Origin of the sequence: Nonomuraea sp. NPDC049480 (genome assembly GCF_044465905.1) — a bacterium.
Taxonomy (GTDB): domain Bacteria; phylum Actinomycetota; class Actinomycetes; order Streptosporangiales; family Streptosporangiaceae; genus Nonomuraea.
Map to the genome: position 1 here is coordinate 248,520 of NZ_JBITMD010000014.1, position 14,958 is coordinate 263,477.

Here is a 14,958-nt window from a genome sequence, read left to right on the forward strand (position 1 = left end):
GTCATGCGAGCGCCTTTCCGGTCGTGAAGGGTGGCGCGCGGCGGGGAGGCGGTGGCCTGGGCGCTCATGAGCGCTGCGCCGGTGGCACGTAGTCGAAGGTGGGGCCGGCCGTGGTGCCGTCCTCCTCGGGCATCAGCATCAGGGCGGCGCCCTGCCCCTTGAGCGTGTACATGGTGCCGACGGCGGCCCCGAGCAGTTTCGGGTCGCCGTTGAAGGCCTGCTCCAGCTGGTTCAACAGGGTGCAGTAGGTGCGGTTGAACTCCTCCTGCGCCGTACGGATGGCGCTGCCCGGGGCATGATCGGACAGCCGCGGGTCGGGCCGCATCGGGCGCACGGCGGCCAGGTTCGCAAAGATCGGTTCGCCGGTGGGCCCGGACTGCGGGGTGTCGCCGCGCCGATACCGCCGGCCGAGTTTGAGCTCCTGGAAGCGGTAGTAGTGGGCGACCTCGTCGCGATCAGGGTGGAAGACGTCCTGGTCCCCGTCCCAGACCTCGCCCCGGGCCGTGCCCTCGCCCTGTTCGACGATCTCCTCCAGCGCCCCCAGCGCCGACTCCAGATCCTCAACCGCGAACAGCGACCCCGCGGTGTGCCGGAAATGGCTGCCGTTCACCTGGTGGGCGGGGTCGCCGCAGAAGACCTCCCGCTCGCCGAGCTGCTCGCACAGGTGGCGCAAACCTTGTTCGATCGCGTCGTAGAACTGCCCGATCGTCTCGTAGCCGTCGCCTTCCGCCGGGGCGCCGGGCGGCGCCGGCCGTTCCAGGCGCAGGAACATCTCCAGGGCCTCCGGGCCGAACGGGAGCAGCGACACTTCCAGATCGCTGTGGGGCAGCCGCCGGGGATGCGGCGGCAACATCCCCGGCGTGTCGAGGCGCGGCCGGCCGCCGACGGCGTTGAGCAGGTTCGCGGCCAGCGCCAGGTGCAGCATCTCCTCGGCGAAGACGCTGCCCACCACCTCCACGGCCTCCGGGTTGCGCTCGGGGTCCAGGGAGTACAGCGCGCACAGGTACGGCGGCAACGTCGCGTGTTCCAGCTCGACCGCCCACTGCAGGTGCTCACGAAGACTGTCGAGGGTGTCGATCCGTGCCGGCCCGGGAACAGCGACAGTCCCCCGCGGTTCCAGGTTTTTCATCAGAGTCCTACTTCCATTGTCAGAAAGGGTGTTTTCGCGCAGCGTGATCGCCGGCGGCATCCTTGCTGCCGGGAATCTCTTTGTCGTCCATGAGTTCTGCGTCGGGCACCGTCAGGCCGTGGCCAGCCGTTGGCGGGCGCGTAACCGGCGGCGCTCTTCCGGAGTGGTGCCGCCCCACATGCCGTCCGGTTCGCCGGTGCGCAGGGCCCAGTCGAGGCAGGCCGCTCGTACGGGGCAGGTCTGGCAGATGCACCGTGCCTGATCTTCGCGTCGACCGGGGTGGTCGTCCCACGTGATCGGGAAGAACAGGCCGGGGTCCGCATCCTGGCAGGCCGCGCGGGCCATCCAGCGCAGAGGGGGTCGAGGCTCTCGGTGCTGATGGATCTGGTGAACGGTCATGATCTCCACCTCCATGAACGATGGGTCGGTGTGGGCCGGGTAATTCAGCTGGTCGGGGCGACGGTCAGGACGGCGGCGAGGGCCAGTTCACGTAGCAGGCGGGAACAGGGAGCCGTTCTCCAGCTCCGTGATCGCGGCCAGGATGCCGCGCGGCCCACCTGCGCGCGCTCGGTCTCGATGGGGTCGAGCAGCCACTCGGTGACCGGCAGATCATGGGCGAATGAGGTGCGAAGCGCGAGGGGCCGGCAGGCCCGGGTGCCGGATGGGTCTCATCGGCGCGGCTGCCGGCCCGTCGTCCGCCGGATCAGGCGGAGACGATCAGTGCATGCCCGGCATTTCGCCGTGCGCTGTTCCTGGGGACCTCAGGATCGCCAAGCCGATCAGAGACGCTTCCACATCCGAGCGCATCAGGTGCCGGAGGACGCCCGCCCAGACGCGGTGGGTGTCGGGCACGCCGTGAATGAGGATCGCGGGCATGGGAGTGTCACTCCTGCGCGTGGTGGGCGGCATCGAGGATGACGGCGGTCACGGCGTCGGGCTCCGAGGCGGCGAGCGCGTGCGAGGCGCCGGCGACCTCGCGGGTGCCGCGCGAGCCGGCGCGTTCGGCCATGAAGCGCAGAGCGGCGGCCGGGATGTTGAGGTCGAGCTCGCCGTGGACGAACCAGGACGGCGTGGTGCGCCAGGCGGGCTCGTCCGCCGTCAGGGCGTCGGTCAGCGCCTGCTCGGTGACCGGCCGCTGGGTGGCGGCCATCAGAGCGGCCTCGCCGGCGTCCACGTCGGCGCAGAACTGGTGGTGGAACTTGTCCTCGTCGATGCGGAACTCGTTGCCGCCGGAGGCGACCGGGTAGGCGACCAGCGCGCCACCCAGGCTGCTGCCCGGGAATTTGCCGGACAGTAAGAACGCGTTCTCGCCGGGTTCGGGGGCGAAGGCGGCGACGTAGATCAGGGCGCGCACGGCCGGGTTGCCGGCCGCGGCCTGGGTGATCACCATGCCGCCGTAGGAGTGGCCGACCAGGACGACCGGGCGGCCGAGGCCGGCGATCACGTCGCGCACATACGCGGCGTCGCCCTCCACGCTGCGCAGCGGGTTCGCCACGGCGACGGCCGACAGCCCACGGCTGTGCAGGCGCTGGATGACGCGATTCCAGCCGGCCGATTCTGCGAAGGCGCCGTGGACCAGGACGATGACGGGCTGCTCGCTCATGAGATGGCCTTTCCGGTGTTCAGGGCGGTTTTGAGGACCTCGATGGCTTGGGCGATGGCGGCGCCGGACGCCGCGGTGGAGCGGACGGGGTTGAGCATCATGAAGTCGTGCAGCGTGCCGTTGTAGCGGACGCTGGTGGTGGGAACGCCGGCCGTGGTCAGTTTGCGGGCGTAGGCCTCGCCCTCGTCGCGTAGCACGTCGTTCTCGTCGACGATGACGAACGCGGGCGGCAGCCCGGTCAGGTCCTCCAGGGTGGCGCGCAGCGGTGAGGCGGTGATCTCGGCGCGCTGGGCGGGGTCGGTGGTGTAGGCGTCCCAGAACCAGGCCATCGCCTTGGCGGTCAGGTACGGGCCGTCGGCGAACTCGCGGTAGCTGCCGGTGTCCTGGCCGGCGTCGGTGACCGGGTAGTACAGCGACTGGTGCACGAAGGTCACGTCGCCGCGCCGCTTGGCCAGGAGGGTCAGCGCTGCGGTCATGTTGCCGCCGACCGAGTCGCCGGCCACCGCCAGCCGGGAGGCGTCCAGTCCCTCGTCGGCGCCGTGCCGGGTGATCCACTGCGCGGTGGCGTACGCCTGCTCGATCGCCACCGGGTAGCGGGCCTCGGGCGAGCGGTCGTACTCGACGAAGACCACCGCCGCTGCCGTCCCGACGGCCAGCTCACGCACCAGCCGGTCGTGGGTGCCCGCGTTGCCCAGCACCCAGCCGCCGCCATGGACGTACAGGACGGCCGGGAGCGGGCCGGACGACGCGGCCGGCTTGACGATCCGCACCCGCACGTCACCGGCCCCGGCCGGCACGATGATCCACTTCTCGTCCACGTCCGGCTTGGCGACCGGGGCGGCCTGCAGGTCGTCCAGCACCTTGCGGGCGCCGTCGGGGCCCAGCTCGTACAGGAACGGGGGCTTGGAGGTCGCCTCGGCGAGCTCCTGCGCCGCCGGCTCCAGGACGTTGTTGTTCATGCGGAATTCTCCGTCTCCATCTGGTTTCTCCGTTCGGACCTCGCGGATCTCCGCGCACGTCCGCGCGGGCCTTCGGAAGGTGGGCGGCCAAGGCCGGTGGTGCGTCGCCCGGCATCGGGCCGACCCGGTCGATGGCTCATCTCGATCACCATGGTTTGGATCGACTCGCCCACTTAGACCGGGCGGCCCACGGATCCGTGACACCAGGGATCGAGAGGAAAGGAATTGTCACGAACCTGCGCGGTCGTCGGGTCCGAGAGGGCCGCCTGGACGACATCGGCGGCCTGGATCTCCCCAGAGCACAAGCTCGCATCGTCGGCGCCCTGCAGGCGTGACCCCGCCTGCCGACGGCAGGCCACAGTGTCTCAGGCCGTGGCCGCAGTGCCTTCGAGCAGCGTGGTGCTGATCTGTTTGCGGGACACGATGCCGAGCTTCGCGAAGACCTTGCGCAAGTGCCATTCGACGGTGTGCGGGCTGATGAAAAGCTGAGCGCCGATCTCGGGGTTCGTCAGCCCGTCACCGGCCAGGCGCGCTATCTGCGCTTCCTGGGCGGTGAGAGTGGCGCGCGCCTCGGCGGTGCGCTTGCGTACCGTCTCTCCGGTGGCCTGAAGCTCGCGCCGGGCGCGGTCCGCGAACGCGTCGGCCCCCATCTGGCTGAGCATCTCGTAGGCGATGCCCAGTTGCTCGCGTGCGTCGACGCGGCGGTTCTCCCGACGCAGCCACTCGCCGTAGAGCAGCCGGCTACGGGCCAGCGTCACCCGGACCTCGGTGCGGCTGAGCCGCTCGATCGCCTCACGGTACAGAGTCTCGGCGGCCGGGCCGTCGCTCACCTGGGCACGCGCGCCCGCCGAGGTGCCGAGGGCCCAGTCGGTGCCACTGGCCTGTGCCATCTCGTCGAGTTGCTGGGCGGCCTCGGCAGCGCGGGCCGGCCTTCCGCTCCTGGCCGCGGCCTCGACGAGCTCGATCGAGGACCTGATGAACGGGCCTCCCAGCTCCTGTGGGTGCTCGGAGCCTCGCTCGGCCGCGACGTACGCCTCCTCGTAGCGACCGAGGCCGTTGTAGAGCACCGCGCTCGCCCATTGGGTGGCGGTCACCACCTTGCCTTCCCCTTGAAGGGCCGTGTCTCGCGTGAGCGCTTCGATCGCTTGACGTGTCGCGGCTTCCCGGCCCCTCCAGGGCTCGAGCACCAGGGCTGTGTACCGGGCGAAGAAGCGGCTGCCCGTCACCTCACCGATCGCCTGTGCCTCGGCGAGCAGCGCATCGGCGCCGGCAAGCTCACCGGCGAGTGCCCGATTCGACACGAGCATATGGAGAGCCAACGGCAGCACCGACAGCGCCCCCGTCTCGCGTGCCAGGTCGACCAGCCTTGCCGAGAGCACCGACCAGTTGTCGAAGTCCCAGACGTTATGGGCCATGCGGCACGCGAACGAAAGCCAGCCAAGGCCCTCTTCCCCGGAGACCCCTTCGGCGTGGAAGGCGTCCAGGGCCTGCAGCACCATCGGCACGCCCGCCGAGTAACCCTCAGTGGCCACCACCGCCACGCCCTTCAGGAACAGGTCGTTGCGCTCCGGTGGCGGCCCCGGCGGTGCGGCGAGCGTCGCCTTGGCGACGTCCGCCAACTGGGCGCCGCTCGGCAGACGGCCGGCCGTCATAGCCGCATTCAGCGCGTCACGGTAGGTCTCGCGGGCCAGTCCTGGGTCCAGCGGCTCGAGTTGTTTGCCGGCTTTGAGCAGCAGCGGCAAGGCGGCGCCGGCACTTGTGGAGGCGAACACGATCTGACCGCGCAGCAGCTTGGACTGGGCGAGTTCGCGTTCGTCCAGGGGGCTGAGTTCCGCAGCGTCCAGCAGTTCGAGCGCGGCGTCGTATCCACCGGCCTGATACTTGGCCCGCGCCGCCGCCAACGCTCTGGGTCCGCGGCGTGCGGAATCGGGGGTCAGCTCGGCCGCCCGCTCGAGGAACGCGGCCGCCGCCGCGACTCCGCCGCGTGCCTGCGCCCGATCGGCGGAGCGCTCCAGCTCGGCGGCCACCGTCTCGTCGGGGCCGGCCGTCGCGTTGGCCAGATGCCACGCCCGGCGGTCGGGATCCGATTGGCGATCGGTCGCGTCGGCCAGCGCGCGGTGCACATTCTGCCGGTCCTGCGGGGCCGCCACGCGGTAGGCCGCCGAGCGCACGAGAGGATGGCGGAAACGCACCCGGGTTCCTATGGTGATCAGTCCCGCCGCTTCGGCCGGCGATGCGGCGGCCGCTTCGATTCCCAGCAGCTCTGCCGCTCGCGTCAGCAGAGCCACGTCGCCTACCGGCTCGGCCGCCGCGACAAGCAGCAGCTGCTGCGTTTGGGTCGGCAACGACCGGATCCGTCGCAGGAAGCTCTGCTCGATCTGGCCGGCCAGTGGCCGCGCGTCGGGCCGCCCGAACCCACCCGCCAGTTCCGCCAGCGTCAATCCCCGGGGCAGTTCGAGCAGGGCCAGCGGGTTTCCCTGCGTCTCGGAGACGATCCGGTCCCGGACCCGCTCGTCGAGTCGTCCAGGAGTCACGGAGTCCAGCAGGGCGCGGGCGTCGTCGTCGCTCAACCGTCCCACTTCGAGCTGGGGCAGTCCCGTCAACTCGGGTTCGAGGTGGTGCTCGCGCACCGCGAGCACCAGTCCGATCGGCTCCGCGAGCAGGCGTCGCGCGACGAAGGCGAGGGTCTGCGCGGAGACGTTGTCCAGCCACTGGGCGTCATCGACGAGGCAGACCAGCGGCTCTCTCACGGCCACGTCGGCGAGCAGGTTGAGCACCGCGAGCCCGACCAGGAAGCGGTCCGGTGGAGTCCCCGCGCTCAGGCCGAACGCCGTCCCGAGCGCGTCGCGTTGCGGCGCCGGCAGGCGATCGAGATGATCCAGAAACGGGGCGCACAGCTGATGCAGGCCGCCGAAGGCCAGCTCCATCTCGGACTCGACGCCCGCCGCCCTCGCTATCCGGCAGCCGGACGCGCTGCTCCGCGCGTACTCCAGCAGCACCGTCTTGCCGATGCCGGCCTCGCCGCGCAGGACCAGGACCGAGCTGTGGCCGGCCTGCACCGTCGCCACGAGCTGGTCCAGCGTCTCGCACTCGATCTGCCGCCCGCGAAGCTGCAACCCGGGATTTCTGCTTGCCATGGGCACCCCCGCCGACCGTTTGCCCGATGATCGATGACTGCCGAACGAACGTAGGAGGCTACCGGCGCTACGTCTTAGATCGACGGGCAGCCTACCGTTCTGATGTCAAGCCCAGCAATTTGCCGTTGACACCGGCCGCGGGGTCAGCCGGTGCACCGGTCATCGAGCAGGCGGACACTGGGCGACTGCCGATAGGGGTTCCTGGGATGGCGGCGCGGCCGACGCCCGGCCCTGAACGCTGCACACCGGCTGTCGGCTGAGGTCCCAGGCGGCGCCGCCGCGGACCTCACTGAGCGAAGCGGCTCGTGCTGCGCCCCGGTACCCACCACGGGCCCCAGTGCTCCGGACCAGGGTACCCACCAGTCTCTCCCCAGGGCGCGATGGAGGGGCCCAAGAAACGACCCTCATCCCAGTGGCATTGCCGGATGCCGAGGGTGAACGGAGCCGATCGTGACCATGAACCTGTTGGAGTTGCACGGAGACCACGCGCAGCCGACCGATGACCGGTCGATCAGAAGATGGGACGGAGCCACTTCGGTGTTCGTCAGTGCCGCGCCCCGGCTCTTCGCGATCGGTCTGCGCGTCCTGCACGACGTGGGCGAGGCCGAGGATGTGGTGCAGGAGACGTGGCTGCGATGGGCCCGCGCCGACCGCTCGGTCGTCATCAGCCCGCCCGCATTCCTCGCGCTGACCACCACGAGGCTCGCCATCAATGTCGCCCAGTCCGCCCGTTGGCGCCGCGAGACCTCCGCCGGCCCCTACCTTCCCGAGACGACGGACCGCTCTGTCAGCCCCGAGACGGCAGCCGAACGATGCGAGGCGGTCGACACCGCGATCCAGTTGCTGCTGGAGAGACTGACGCCCGTCGAACGAGCGGTCTATCTCCTACGCATGGCCTTCGACTACCCCTACCGCCGGATCTCCGAGATCCTTCGCCTGGGAGAAGACCACGCGCGGCAACTCGTGCGACGCGCCCGCGATCATCTCGCCAACGGGCGACGCCACCAGGTGAGCACCGCCGCGCACCGGCGCCTCGTACGGACGTTCCTCGCCGCCGCGCAGACCGGCGACCTCGCCGGCCTGGAAGAACTGCTCGCCGCCGACGCCGCCCGCTAGGTCGTCCGGCCCTCAGCGTCGCTTCGGCCCTCTCGCGGCCCAGGTACGGTTCAGCCGGTGCGGCACCTCAGGTCAGGTCGCAGCGGGCCCGCAGCATTGCGCAGGCCCGGTGTCCACGCTCAGGCCGGGCGAGGAGCGTGGCCGGCACGTACGATCCGCCCCGGCTCGCCCTCCGGCATGGACCCGAACGCGGGACCGGAGTGCGGGTGCGGCGGCGCGCCCGGGTAGGTGACCACGGTCATCGCGTGCACACTCCGGTCCCGCGTTCGGTCTCCTGACCATGGTCAGCGCCGTTTCCACGCGGCCGATCTCGAGTTGGGCGTGGAACTGCTTTTCGCTGGTCTATTTGCCGGTCGCGTTCCGGCCGAGCCAGTCGTGGTAGCGGATCGTGCCGAGGGTGGCGCCGTCACCCGGGACCAGCGACCGCTCGCTCAACTCGCTGCCGAAGTAGCGCGCGTGCGGGTCGGTGACCACCTCGCGCGGGTCACCCCAGGCGGCCAGCGCCTGACGGAAGAACTCGTCCATCCGGAACTGCTCCGGCCCGGCGATCTCGACCCTGCCGTTCAACGGCGCCCCCACTGCGGTCCGGCCGAGCGCCTGGGCCACGTCGTCGCCCGCGATCGGCTGGAAGAGCACCGGGGCGATGTGCACCTTGCCGTCGACCGTGGCCTCGTCGGCGATGCCGCGGGAGAACTCGAAGAACTGGGTCGAGTGCACGAGCGAGAACGGGATTCCCGACTTCTCGATCAGCTGCTCCTGGGCGATCTTGGCCGCGAAGTAGCCGTTGTCCGGCATCCGCTCCGTGCCCACGATCGACACCGCGACGTGGTGACCGACGCCCGCCGCCGCCTCCGCCGCGAGCAGGTTGCCCGTGGAGGTCTCGAAGAACTTCAGCACCGCAGCCCTCTCGAACGACGGCGAGTTCGACACGTCGATCACCACCTGCGCACCCGCCAGCACCTCGGCCAGCCCCTCGCCGGTCAGCGTGTTGACGCCGGTGTTCGGCGCCGCCGCCACCGCCTCGTGACCGTGCTCGCCCAGCTTCGTCACCAGCTTCGACCCGATCAGGCCCGTCCCGCCGACTACCACGACCTTCATCGCGATCCCTTTCGTCCGCCAGGCCACCTCGTTGCCGCCCGGTCGCCAGCTAAGACCGGACAGCCTCCAGGCTCGTGACAGCTGCCGCGAGGTTCGTTTCGCTGGTCGTACGCCGTGCAGGTCAATGGACGGCCCGGGCGAGTCCCGGGCGGCCGCGCGGTGCGGCCGCCCAGTCGTCCCTTCGCGCGGGCAGCGTGACGGGAACGACGAACGCGCATGGACGGAGTCAGCGTTGCCCTTGGCCGGCACACGCACAAGGGGCGTGTGCGGTTCTTTGCGGCGGGGTTGGCGTCGGTCGCCACTGGGTTGGCCGGAGGGTTGTTTCGGCTCGTCCAGTCGTCCAGGGCTGTGAGAGAGTCCCAAGCCAGGTCGAAGCGTCCGGTCCCATGGGCGTAGCCGGCTGGACGTGGTAGCGCACGAAGCGGCGGATCGATGGGCCGTAGCGTTGGACCATCCGCTCGTAGTAGGCGTTGGTCAACGCTTCTGGGACCGCCATGTCGGTGGTGCCCTGGACGATGATGAGCTCGCCGCCGTGGTGTGCGAACCGGTCGGTGTCGGGGTTCGTCGCGTTAAGAAGCCCGGACAAGTTCCTCGACTCGCTTCTCGTACTGGCGATGGTCGAAATTCACCAAGGAACCGTCGGCGTCCTGCTCGATGAAGTAACGGATCACCGGATCGAAGGGCATGCGGTAGCCGGTGGCTTCACCGTTTCCCACGCTGTCGAGCATCAGGGGGCGCGATCGGCGCCCCGCAAGGGCCTATCCCGGTGACTCCGTTGCCAGCGAGAACGCGAGCGTGTAGCGGGAGGCAACTTGGGCCGCCGTATGTCTTGGGTGTATTCAGAGTGGTGCAATTGGGACAAAAGTGCGGGGGACTGTGGACCAACGTAAGCGGGGCGCCGGGCACGGTGACAACGTCGGGTTGCTCGGGCGGGGGTCGGAGTGCGCTCTCCTCGATCAGATGATCGCAGCCGTCCGCATGGGGGAGAGCCGCGTGCTCGTGGTGCACGGCGCGCCGGGAGTCGGAAAGTCGGCGCTGCTGGAGTACGCGGAGAACTCGGCGGCCGGCATGCGGGTGCTGCGTGCGGTCGGCGTTGAGTCCGAGATGGAATTGGCTTTCGCCGCATTGCATCAGTTATGTGCGCCGCTGCTGGATCGGCTGGAGAGCCTTCCCGCGCCGCAGCGCGATGCGCTCGAGACGGTGTTCGGGATGCGAGGGGGAAGGCCGCCCGAACGCTTCCTGGTGGGGCTGGCGGTACTGAGTCTGCTGTCGGACGCCTCGGAGGAGCGTCCCCTGCTCTGCGTGGTCGACGACGCGCAGTGGATGGACCGGGCCTCGGCGCAGGTCCTCGGCTTCGTCGCCCGGCGACTGCTGGCGGAGTCGGTCGCCCTCGTCTTCGGCTCACGCCAGCGGGCTCAGGACTTGCTCGGACTGCCGGAGCTGGAGATCACCGGGCTGAAGGCCGCAGACGCACACGCTCTGCTGAGCTCCGTGACGCACGTCCGGATCGATCAACACATCCGCGATCGGTTCGTGGCCGAGACCAGGGGCAACCCGCTTGCCTTGCTGGAGCTACGGGGTGAGCTGGCCGTGACCCAGATGGCGGGCGGATTCGGCCTCCTGGGCACCGGCACGCTGCCGGGCCGGATCGAGCAGAGCTTCCTGGCCCGGATCGAAAGCTTGCCCGAGCAGACCCGGTTGCTCCTGCTGATCGCCGCCGCCGAGCCGGTCGGCGACCCCTCGCTGGTGTGGCGTGCCGCCGAACGGCTCGGTGTCACGCCGGCGACGGCCCTGGCGAGCGGGACGGACGGGCTGCTGGAGTTCAACGTACGGGTGATCTTCCGTCACCCGCTCGTGCGGTCGGCCGTGTACGGGTCGGCGAAGGAGGGGGATCGCCGGGCGGTCCATCTTGCGTTGGCGGAGGTCACCGACGCGCAGGCCGACCCGGACCGCCGTGCCTGGCACCTCGCCTCCGCGACGGCCGCGCCGGATGAGACCGTCGCAGCCGAACTGGAACGGTCTGCCGGCCGGGCACAGGCGCGCGGTGGGCTGGCCGCCGCAGCGGCGTTCCTGCAGCGATCCGTGGCACTGACCATCGACACCTCGCGGCGCGCCGAACGTGCCTTGGCGGCGGCGGACGCCGGCCTTCGGGCGGGCGACATCGAAGCCGCGCGCCGATTCCTCGACATCGCCGACCGAGATGCCCAGAGCGAGTTCCAGCGCGTGCGAGCCCACCTGGCACGCGGTCACATCACGTTCTCGGCCGGCTTCAACAACGAGGCGCCGCTGATGTTGCTGACGGCCGCGCAGCGGCTGGAGCCCTTCGACATGGATCTGGCGCGGGAGACGTATCTCATCGCCTGGGCCAGCGCATCCTATGGGGCCGCGAACCGGGACAGCCTCATGGCGATCTCGCGGGCGATGAGGGAACTCCCCTCTCCCGAAGGGAGTCCGCGTGCCCTCGATCTCGTGCTCCAGGGCCACGCGCTGCTCATCACCGACGGCCGGAGCGCCGCGCTTCCCACCTTGCGAAGGGCGATGGCCGCGCTCATCGACGCTCCCCTGCAGGACCTCCTGAAATGGAGCTGGGCGGCCGGTGGCTTGACCGCGCTCCTCTGGGAGGACCGGATCATGGCCGAGTGGCCCGTCCGGGTGATCGAGGGGATGCGCACGGCCGGTGCCCTGTCCGAGCTTCCCATCTATCTCCACGCGTTGGGACTACCGATCGTGTTGAGCGGTGAATTCGCCACCGCGGCCACGATCGTCGCCGAGTCCGAAGCCGTCGCCGCTGCGACGGGCGTGCCCATGACGCAGCACACCCAGCTCCTGCTGACGGCACTGCAGGGTCAGGAGGCCGAGGCCTCGACGCTGATCGCCGCTACGATCGAGGAGGCCGGTGCCAGTGGTCAGTTGAATGGCGTCGCGTCCGCGCACTGGGCGGCCGCGGTCCTCTACAACGGCCTCGCGCGACATGAGCAAGCGCTGTCGGCGGCCCAGGCCACCGCCCGGAGCGCCAACCTGCTTGTCTCCCAATGGGCGCTGCCCGAGCTCGTCGAGGCGGCGGCGCGCGTCGGCGATGACACGGTCGCTCACGGGGCGCTCGAAGGTTTGGCGGACTCGGCAGAACCGTGCGACACGGACTGGGCACAGGGAATCCTGGCTCGCTGCCGCGCGCTGCTGAGCGACGACGCCGCGGACGACTTCTACCGCGAGGCGATCGAGCGGTTGGGCCGGACGATCCTGCGCCCCGAACTGGCGCGCGCTCATCTGCTGTACGGCGAGTGGTTGCGCAGGAACCGCCGGGGGGCCGAGGCGCGGGTTCACCTGCGTACCGCGTATGAGATGTTCGTGTCGATCGGGATGGAGGCGTTCGCCGAGCGTGCCCGGCGCGAGCTTCTCGCCACGGGCGAGACCGTTCGCAAGCGCAAGAAGGGGGCCTCGACGAGTGAGGAGTTGACGGCGCAGGAGAAACAGATCGCCCTGCTCGTGCGGGACGGCCTCTCCAACCCGGAGGTCGGGGCTCACCTCTTCCTGAGCCCGCGTACGGTCGAGTGGCACCTCCGCAAGATCTTCACCAAGCTCAGGATCAGCTCCCGAAGGCAGCTCGGCGACGCCCTCGGTGGAGGAGTTTGAGAAGGCGCCGAGCCGGGAGCGCAACGGCTGCCACACCGGAATTGTCACTGCCCTCCGCCATGATGGCCCCGCTCGTTATCCGCTCACGTGATCTCGAAGGAGCCGTCATGACCGCCAACGAAACTGACGGATGGTCCAATTTCAGGTGGCAGTCCTGGAAGGACCTCGACCTTGTCCGCGCCAGGCTCGACGCGGGCGCCGACCCGAACGATGGGGCGTACGCCTACGAGCGGCCGCTGCACGCCGCGGCGGAGCGCGGCTCGCCGGAGGTGGTCTCCGAACTGGCCGGCCGAGTCGATGATGTCGACGCGGAGTGCGAGGGCCGCACCGCGCTCTGGGAGGCGGTCTTCAACGACCGGCCCGAGAACGCCCGTGCCCTGGTCGCTGCCGGTGCCGACCCGTGGCGGCCCATGATGAGTGGCTGGTCGCCCGGCCGGCTCAGCCTGGCGGGCCCCACGCCTGGCCTGTTCTTCCCGTTCCCGCAGGGTCATGCCGGCCTGACCGAGGCCGAGGCCGACGCCGTGACGGAGGCCGGTCGCCTGACCCGCGCGCTGGGCGACATCGAGTGGGACGGTTTCAGCCTGTCGTGCGTACGCGGCGTCCGCGCCGCCGAGGCGGCGCGGCGCCTGGCCGCCGAGCCGGCCAGTGAGGAAGAGCTGGAAGAGATCATGGAAGACCCCTTCGACGACGAAGCCATGCAGTTCGTCGGGTTAACCGACGTGCCAGGCGGCTGTGTCGTCAGCCAGCAGTGGGGATACATGGCCTCCACTCCCGGCGTCATGAAGGCACTGTCGGCGGGCACGGTCGCCTATGGCATGTACGCCAACCCCAAGAGCGGCAACCAGGGCCGCGTCTACCGCAACGGAGACGTCGTGGACTGGGACACCCACCCGGGCGGCGGCGACGCGTCCTCAGGCGACTCGGCCGAGGAGATCCTGCTCAAATACCTGTACGACGGCCACGCCGAGGCCTACTGCTTCGCCGGCGCGGGCCTGCGCCCGACCGACGCCCGCGCGATCACCGATCCGGACACGCACCTGCGGCTGCCCGAACGGGACTACTGGCACTGACCTGGCGGCTCCCCGGCATGCCGGTGGGCCAAGCGACGGCCCAGCCGCTGCAGCGGCAGCTCCACGAAGCGGTGCGTCACCCAGCCGACCGGCACCAGCACGCCGAGCACCAGCACGCCGATGCCGATCTGCGCCGGCAACGCCGCCCAGCGCATCTCCCCGACCAGGTACATGACGATCAACAGGATCGGCAGATGCACCAGATACAGGGAGTAGCTGATGACGCCCAGCCGGACGAGCACGGCGGGCACCCGCCGGGCCCGCAACGCCATGGCAGCCGCGAAGGTGAGACCCGCCAGCACGATGGTCAGGCTCCACACCTGTGGCTGCACCCACCACCAGCCGGCGTTGAGCGCCCACACCGGCGTCAACGCCACCAGCACCGCGGCCACACCCACCGGCCACAGCCGGCCCAGGCCGCGCTCCCACCGGTGGATGGCCGTACCGGCGAACATGACAGCGACGATCGCCGCGCCGAACCAGGGCACCCGGCTGCTCAACAGCAGCAAGGCCAGCGCCATGACGCCCAGCACGACGGCGGCGAGCCTGCTGGCGCGCCCCGACAACACGCACGCCAGCCCGACGCCGAATACGGCCAACGACAGCCAGGCCAGCCACGTACCCGACAGCGGCGGCGCCGACAGCACCACCCCCGCCACCACGCCGGCCAGGGCGAACAGCACCGGCAGCAGGCCACGCCCAGAACGCACCCCGGCCACGAACAGCGCCCCCGTCAGCAGGTAGAAGAGCATCTCGTACGACAGCGTCCACATCGTGTTCAGCACGCCGCCCACCCCCACTACATCCAGCAGCATCGTGGCGTGCGCGGCCACCGCCGAGGCGTCCCTGGGCACCTCCGCCCGCAGCGCGATCCACGGCGACAACGCCAAGACCACACCGATGACCGCCAGATACAGCGGATACAGGCGAAACACCCGGCCGATCCAAAAGGCTCGCAGGTCGCCGTGCCGTTCCAGCGAATGCGGAATGATGTAGCCGCTGACCAGGAAGAACACCAGCACCCCGTACACGCCCAGGTTGAAGGCGGTAGGGCGTAACCACGGCATGGCCCACGTCGTCAGGTGCTCTCCCACCACCGCCAGCGCGCCCACGCCGCGCAGTGCGTCCAGCCACGCGAGTCGGGAAGGCACCGTCTGAGTGGCTTGGCGGGCATCACCAGGGGCGGTCAGCATACGCCCCAACGTATCGGGGG

Annotated in this window: 14 protein-coding genes and 1 pseudogene; 3 read left to right on the forward strand and 12 right to left on the reverse strand. The window is 70.2% G+C overall.

Annotated features, from left to right (window positions below; translation table 11 throughout):
• Positions 1 to 64 precede the first annotated feature (64 nt).
• The 6 genes from ACIBX3_RS35210 to ACIBX3_RS35235 form a co-directional block, all read right to left on the reverse strand.
• The gene (locus ACIBX3_RS35210) at positions 65 to 1,129 is read right to left on the reverse strand and encodes a ferritin-like protein (protein ID WP_397124714.1); all 1,065 of its coding nucleotides are present in this window, start codon (positions 1,127 to 1,129) and stop codon (positions 65 to 67) included.
• A gap of 111 nt (positions 1,130 to 1,240) precedes the next feature.
• Complete coding sequence (locus ACIBX3_RS35215; RefSeq protein WP_397124716.1) at positions 1,241 to 1,528, reverse strand: WhiB family transcriptional regulator; 288 nt, start codon at positions 1,526 to 1,528, stop codon at positions 1,241 to 1,243.
• Positions 1,529 to 1,846: 318 nt separating this feature from the next.
• Complete coding sequence (locus tag ACIBX3_RS35220) at positions 1,847 to 2,005, reverse strand: hypothetical protein (RefSeq protein ID WP_397124717.1); 159 nt, start codon at positions 2,003 to 2,005, stop codon at positions 1,847 to 1,849.
• A gap of 7 nt (positions 2,006 to 2,012) precedes the next feature.
• Positions 2,013 to 2,732 carry an alpha/beta fold hydrolase gene (locus tag ACIBX3_RS35225; protein WP_397124718.1) on the reverse strand — a complete coding sequence of 240 codons (720 nt, stop codon included), beginning with the start codon at positions 2,730 to 2,732 and terminating at the stop codon, positions 2,013 to 2,015.
• A complete protein-coding gene (locus ACIBX3_RS35230) occupies positions 2,729 to 3,691 on the reverse strand; it encodes an alpha/beta hydrolase (protein ID WP_397124720.1) in 963 nt (320 codons plus the stop codon). The genes ACIBX3_RS35225 and ACIBX3_RS35230 overlap by 4 nt, the downstream gene beginning before the upstream one ends.
• Positions 3,692 to 4,056: 365 nt before the next feature.
• A complete protein-coding gene (locus tag ACIBX3_RS35235) occupies positions 4,057 to 6,807 on the reverse strand; it encodes an AAA family ATPase (protein WP_397124722.1) in 2,751 nt (916 codons plus the stop codon).
• Positions 6,808 to 7,284: 477 nt separating this feature from the next.
• On the opposite strand from ACIBX3_RS35235, the gene ACIBX3_RS35240 reads away from it, so the two are divergent.
• Positions 7,285 to 7,944, forward strand: a complete 660-nt coding sequence (locus ACIBX3_RS35240) for a sigma-70 family RNA polymerase sigma factor (RefSeq protein ID WP_397124788.1) — start codon at positions 7,285 to 7,287, stop codon at positions 7,942 to 7,944.
• A 119-nt stretch (positions 7,945 to 8,063) separates the two neighbouring features.
• On the opposite strand, the gene ACIBX3_RS35245 is transcribed toward ACIBX3_RS35240, so the two are convergent.
• From ACIBX3_RS35245 to ACIBX3_RS35265, 5 genes and pseudogenes are all read right to left on the reverse strand, one after another.
• Positions 8,064 to 8,186 (reverse strand): hypothetical protein, encoded by a 123-nt coding sequence (locus ACIBX3_RS35245; protein WP_397124724.1) that lies wholly within the window; start codon positions 8,184 to 8,186, stop codon positions 8,064 to 8,066.
• Positions 8,187 to 8,286: 100 nt separating this feature from the next.
• Positions 8,287 to 9,042: an SDR family oxidoreductase gene (locus tag ACIBX3_RS35250; RefSeq protein ID WP_397124726.1), complete on the reverse strand. Its 756-nt coding sequence runs from the start codon at positions 9,040 to 9,042 to the stop codon at positions 8,287 to 8,289.
• Positions 9,039 to 9,476, reverse strand: coding sequence for a tannase/feruloyl esterase family alpha/beta hydrolase (locus tag ACIBX3_RS35255; protein ID WP_397124790.1), 438 nt, complete (start codon positions 9,474 to 9,476; stop codon positions 9,039 to 9,041). The genes ACIBX3_RS35250 and ACIBX3_RS35255 overlap by 4 nt, the downstream gene beginning before the upstream one ends.
• Positions 9,477 to 9,517: 41 nt before the next feature.
• Positions 9,518 to 9,628: pseudogene (locus tag ACIBX3_RS35260) on the reverse strand (hypothetical protein); the annotation flags it as partial.
• Entirely contained in the window at positions 9,612 to 9,770 is a 159-nt protein-coding gene (locus ACIBX3_RS35265; RefSeq protein ID WP_397124728.1) for a hypothetical protein, read from the reverse strand. The pseudogene ACIBX3_RS35260 and the gene ACIBX3_RS35265, both read right to left, overlap by 17 nt.
• A 148-nt stretch (positions 9,771 to 9,918) precedes the next feature.
• On the opposite strand from ACIBX3_RS35265, the gene ACIBX3_RS35270 reads away from it, so the two are divergent.
• Both ACIBX3_RS35270 and ACIBX3_RS35275 read left to right on the forward strand, forming a co-directional pair.
• Positions 9,919 to 12,675: an AAA family ATPase gene (locus ACIBX3_RS35270; RefSeq protein WP_397124730.1), complete on the forward strand. Its 2,757-nt coding sequence runs from the start codon at positions 9,919 to 9,921 to the stop codon at positions 12,673 to 12,675.
• 107 nt (positions 12,676 to 12,782) lie between these two features.
• The gene (locus ACIBX3_RS35275; RefSeq protein WP_397124732.1) at positions 12,783 to 13,745 is read left to right on the forward strand and encodes an ankyrin repeat domain-containing protein; all 963 of its coding nucleotides are present in this window, start codon (positions 12,783 to 12,785) and stop codon (positions 13,743 to 13,745) included.
• On the opposite strand, the gene ACIBX3_RS35280 is transcribed toward ACIBX3_RS35275, so the two are convergent.
• The gene (locus tag ACIBX3_RS35280) at positions 13,733 to 14,896 is read right to left on the reverse strand and encodes an acyltransferase family protein (protein ID WP_397124734.1); all 1,164 of its coding nucleotides are present in this window, start codon (positions 14,894 to 14,896) and stop codon (positions 13,733 to 13,735) included. The two genes, ACIBX3_RS35275 and ACIBX3_RS35280, sit on opposite strands and share 13 nt — an antisense overlap.
• Positions 14,897 to 14,958 lie beyond the last annotated feature (62 nt).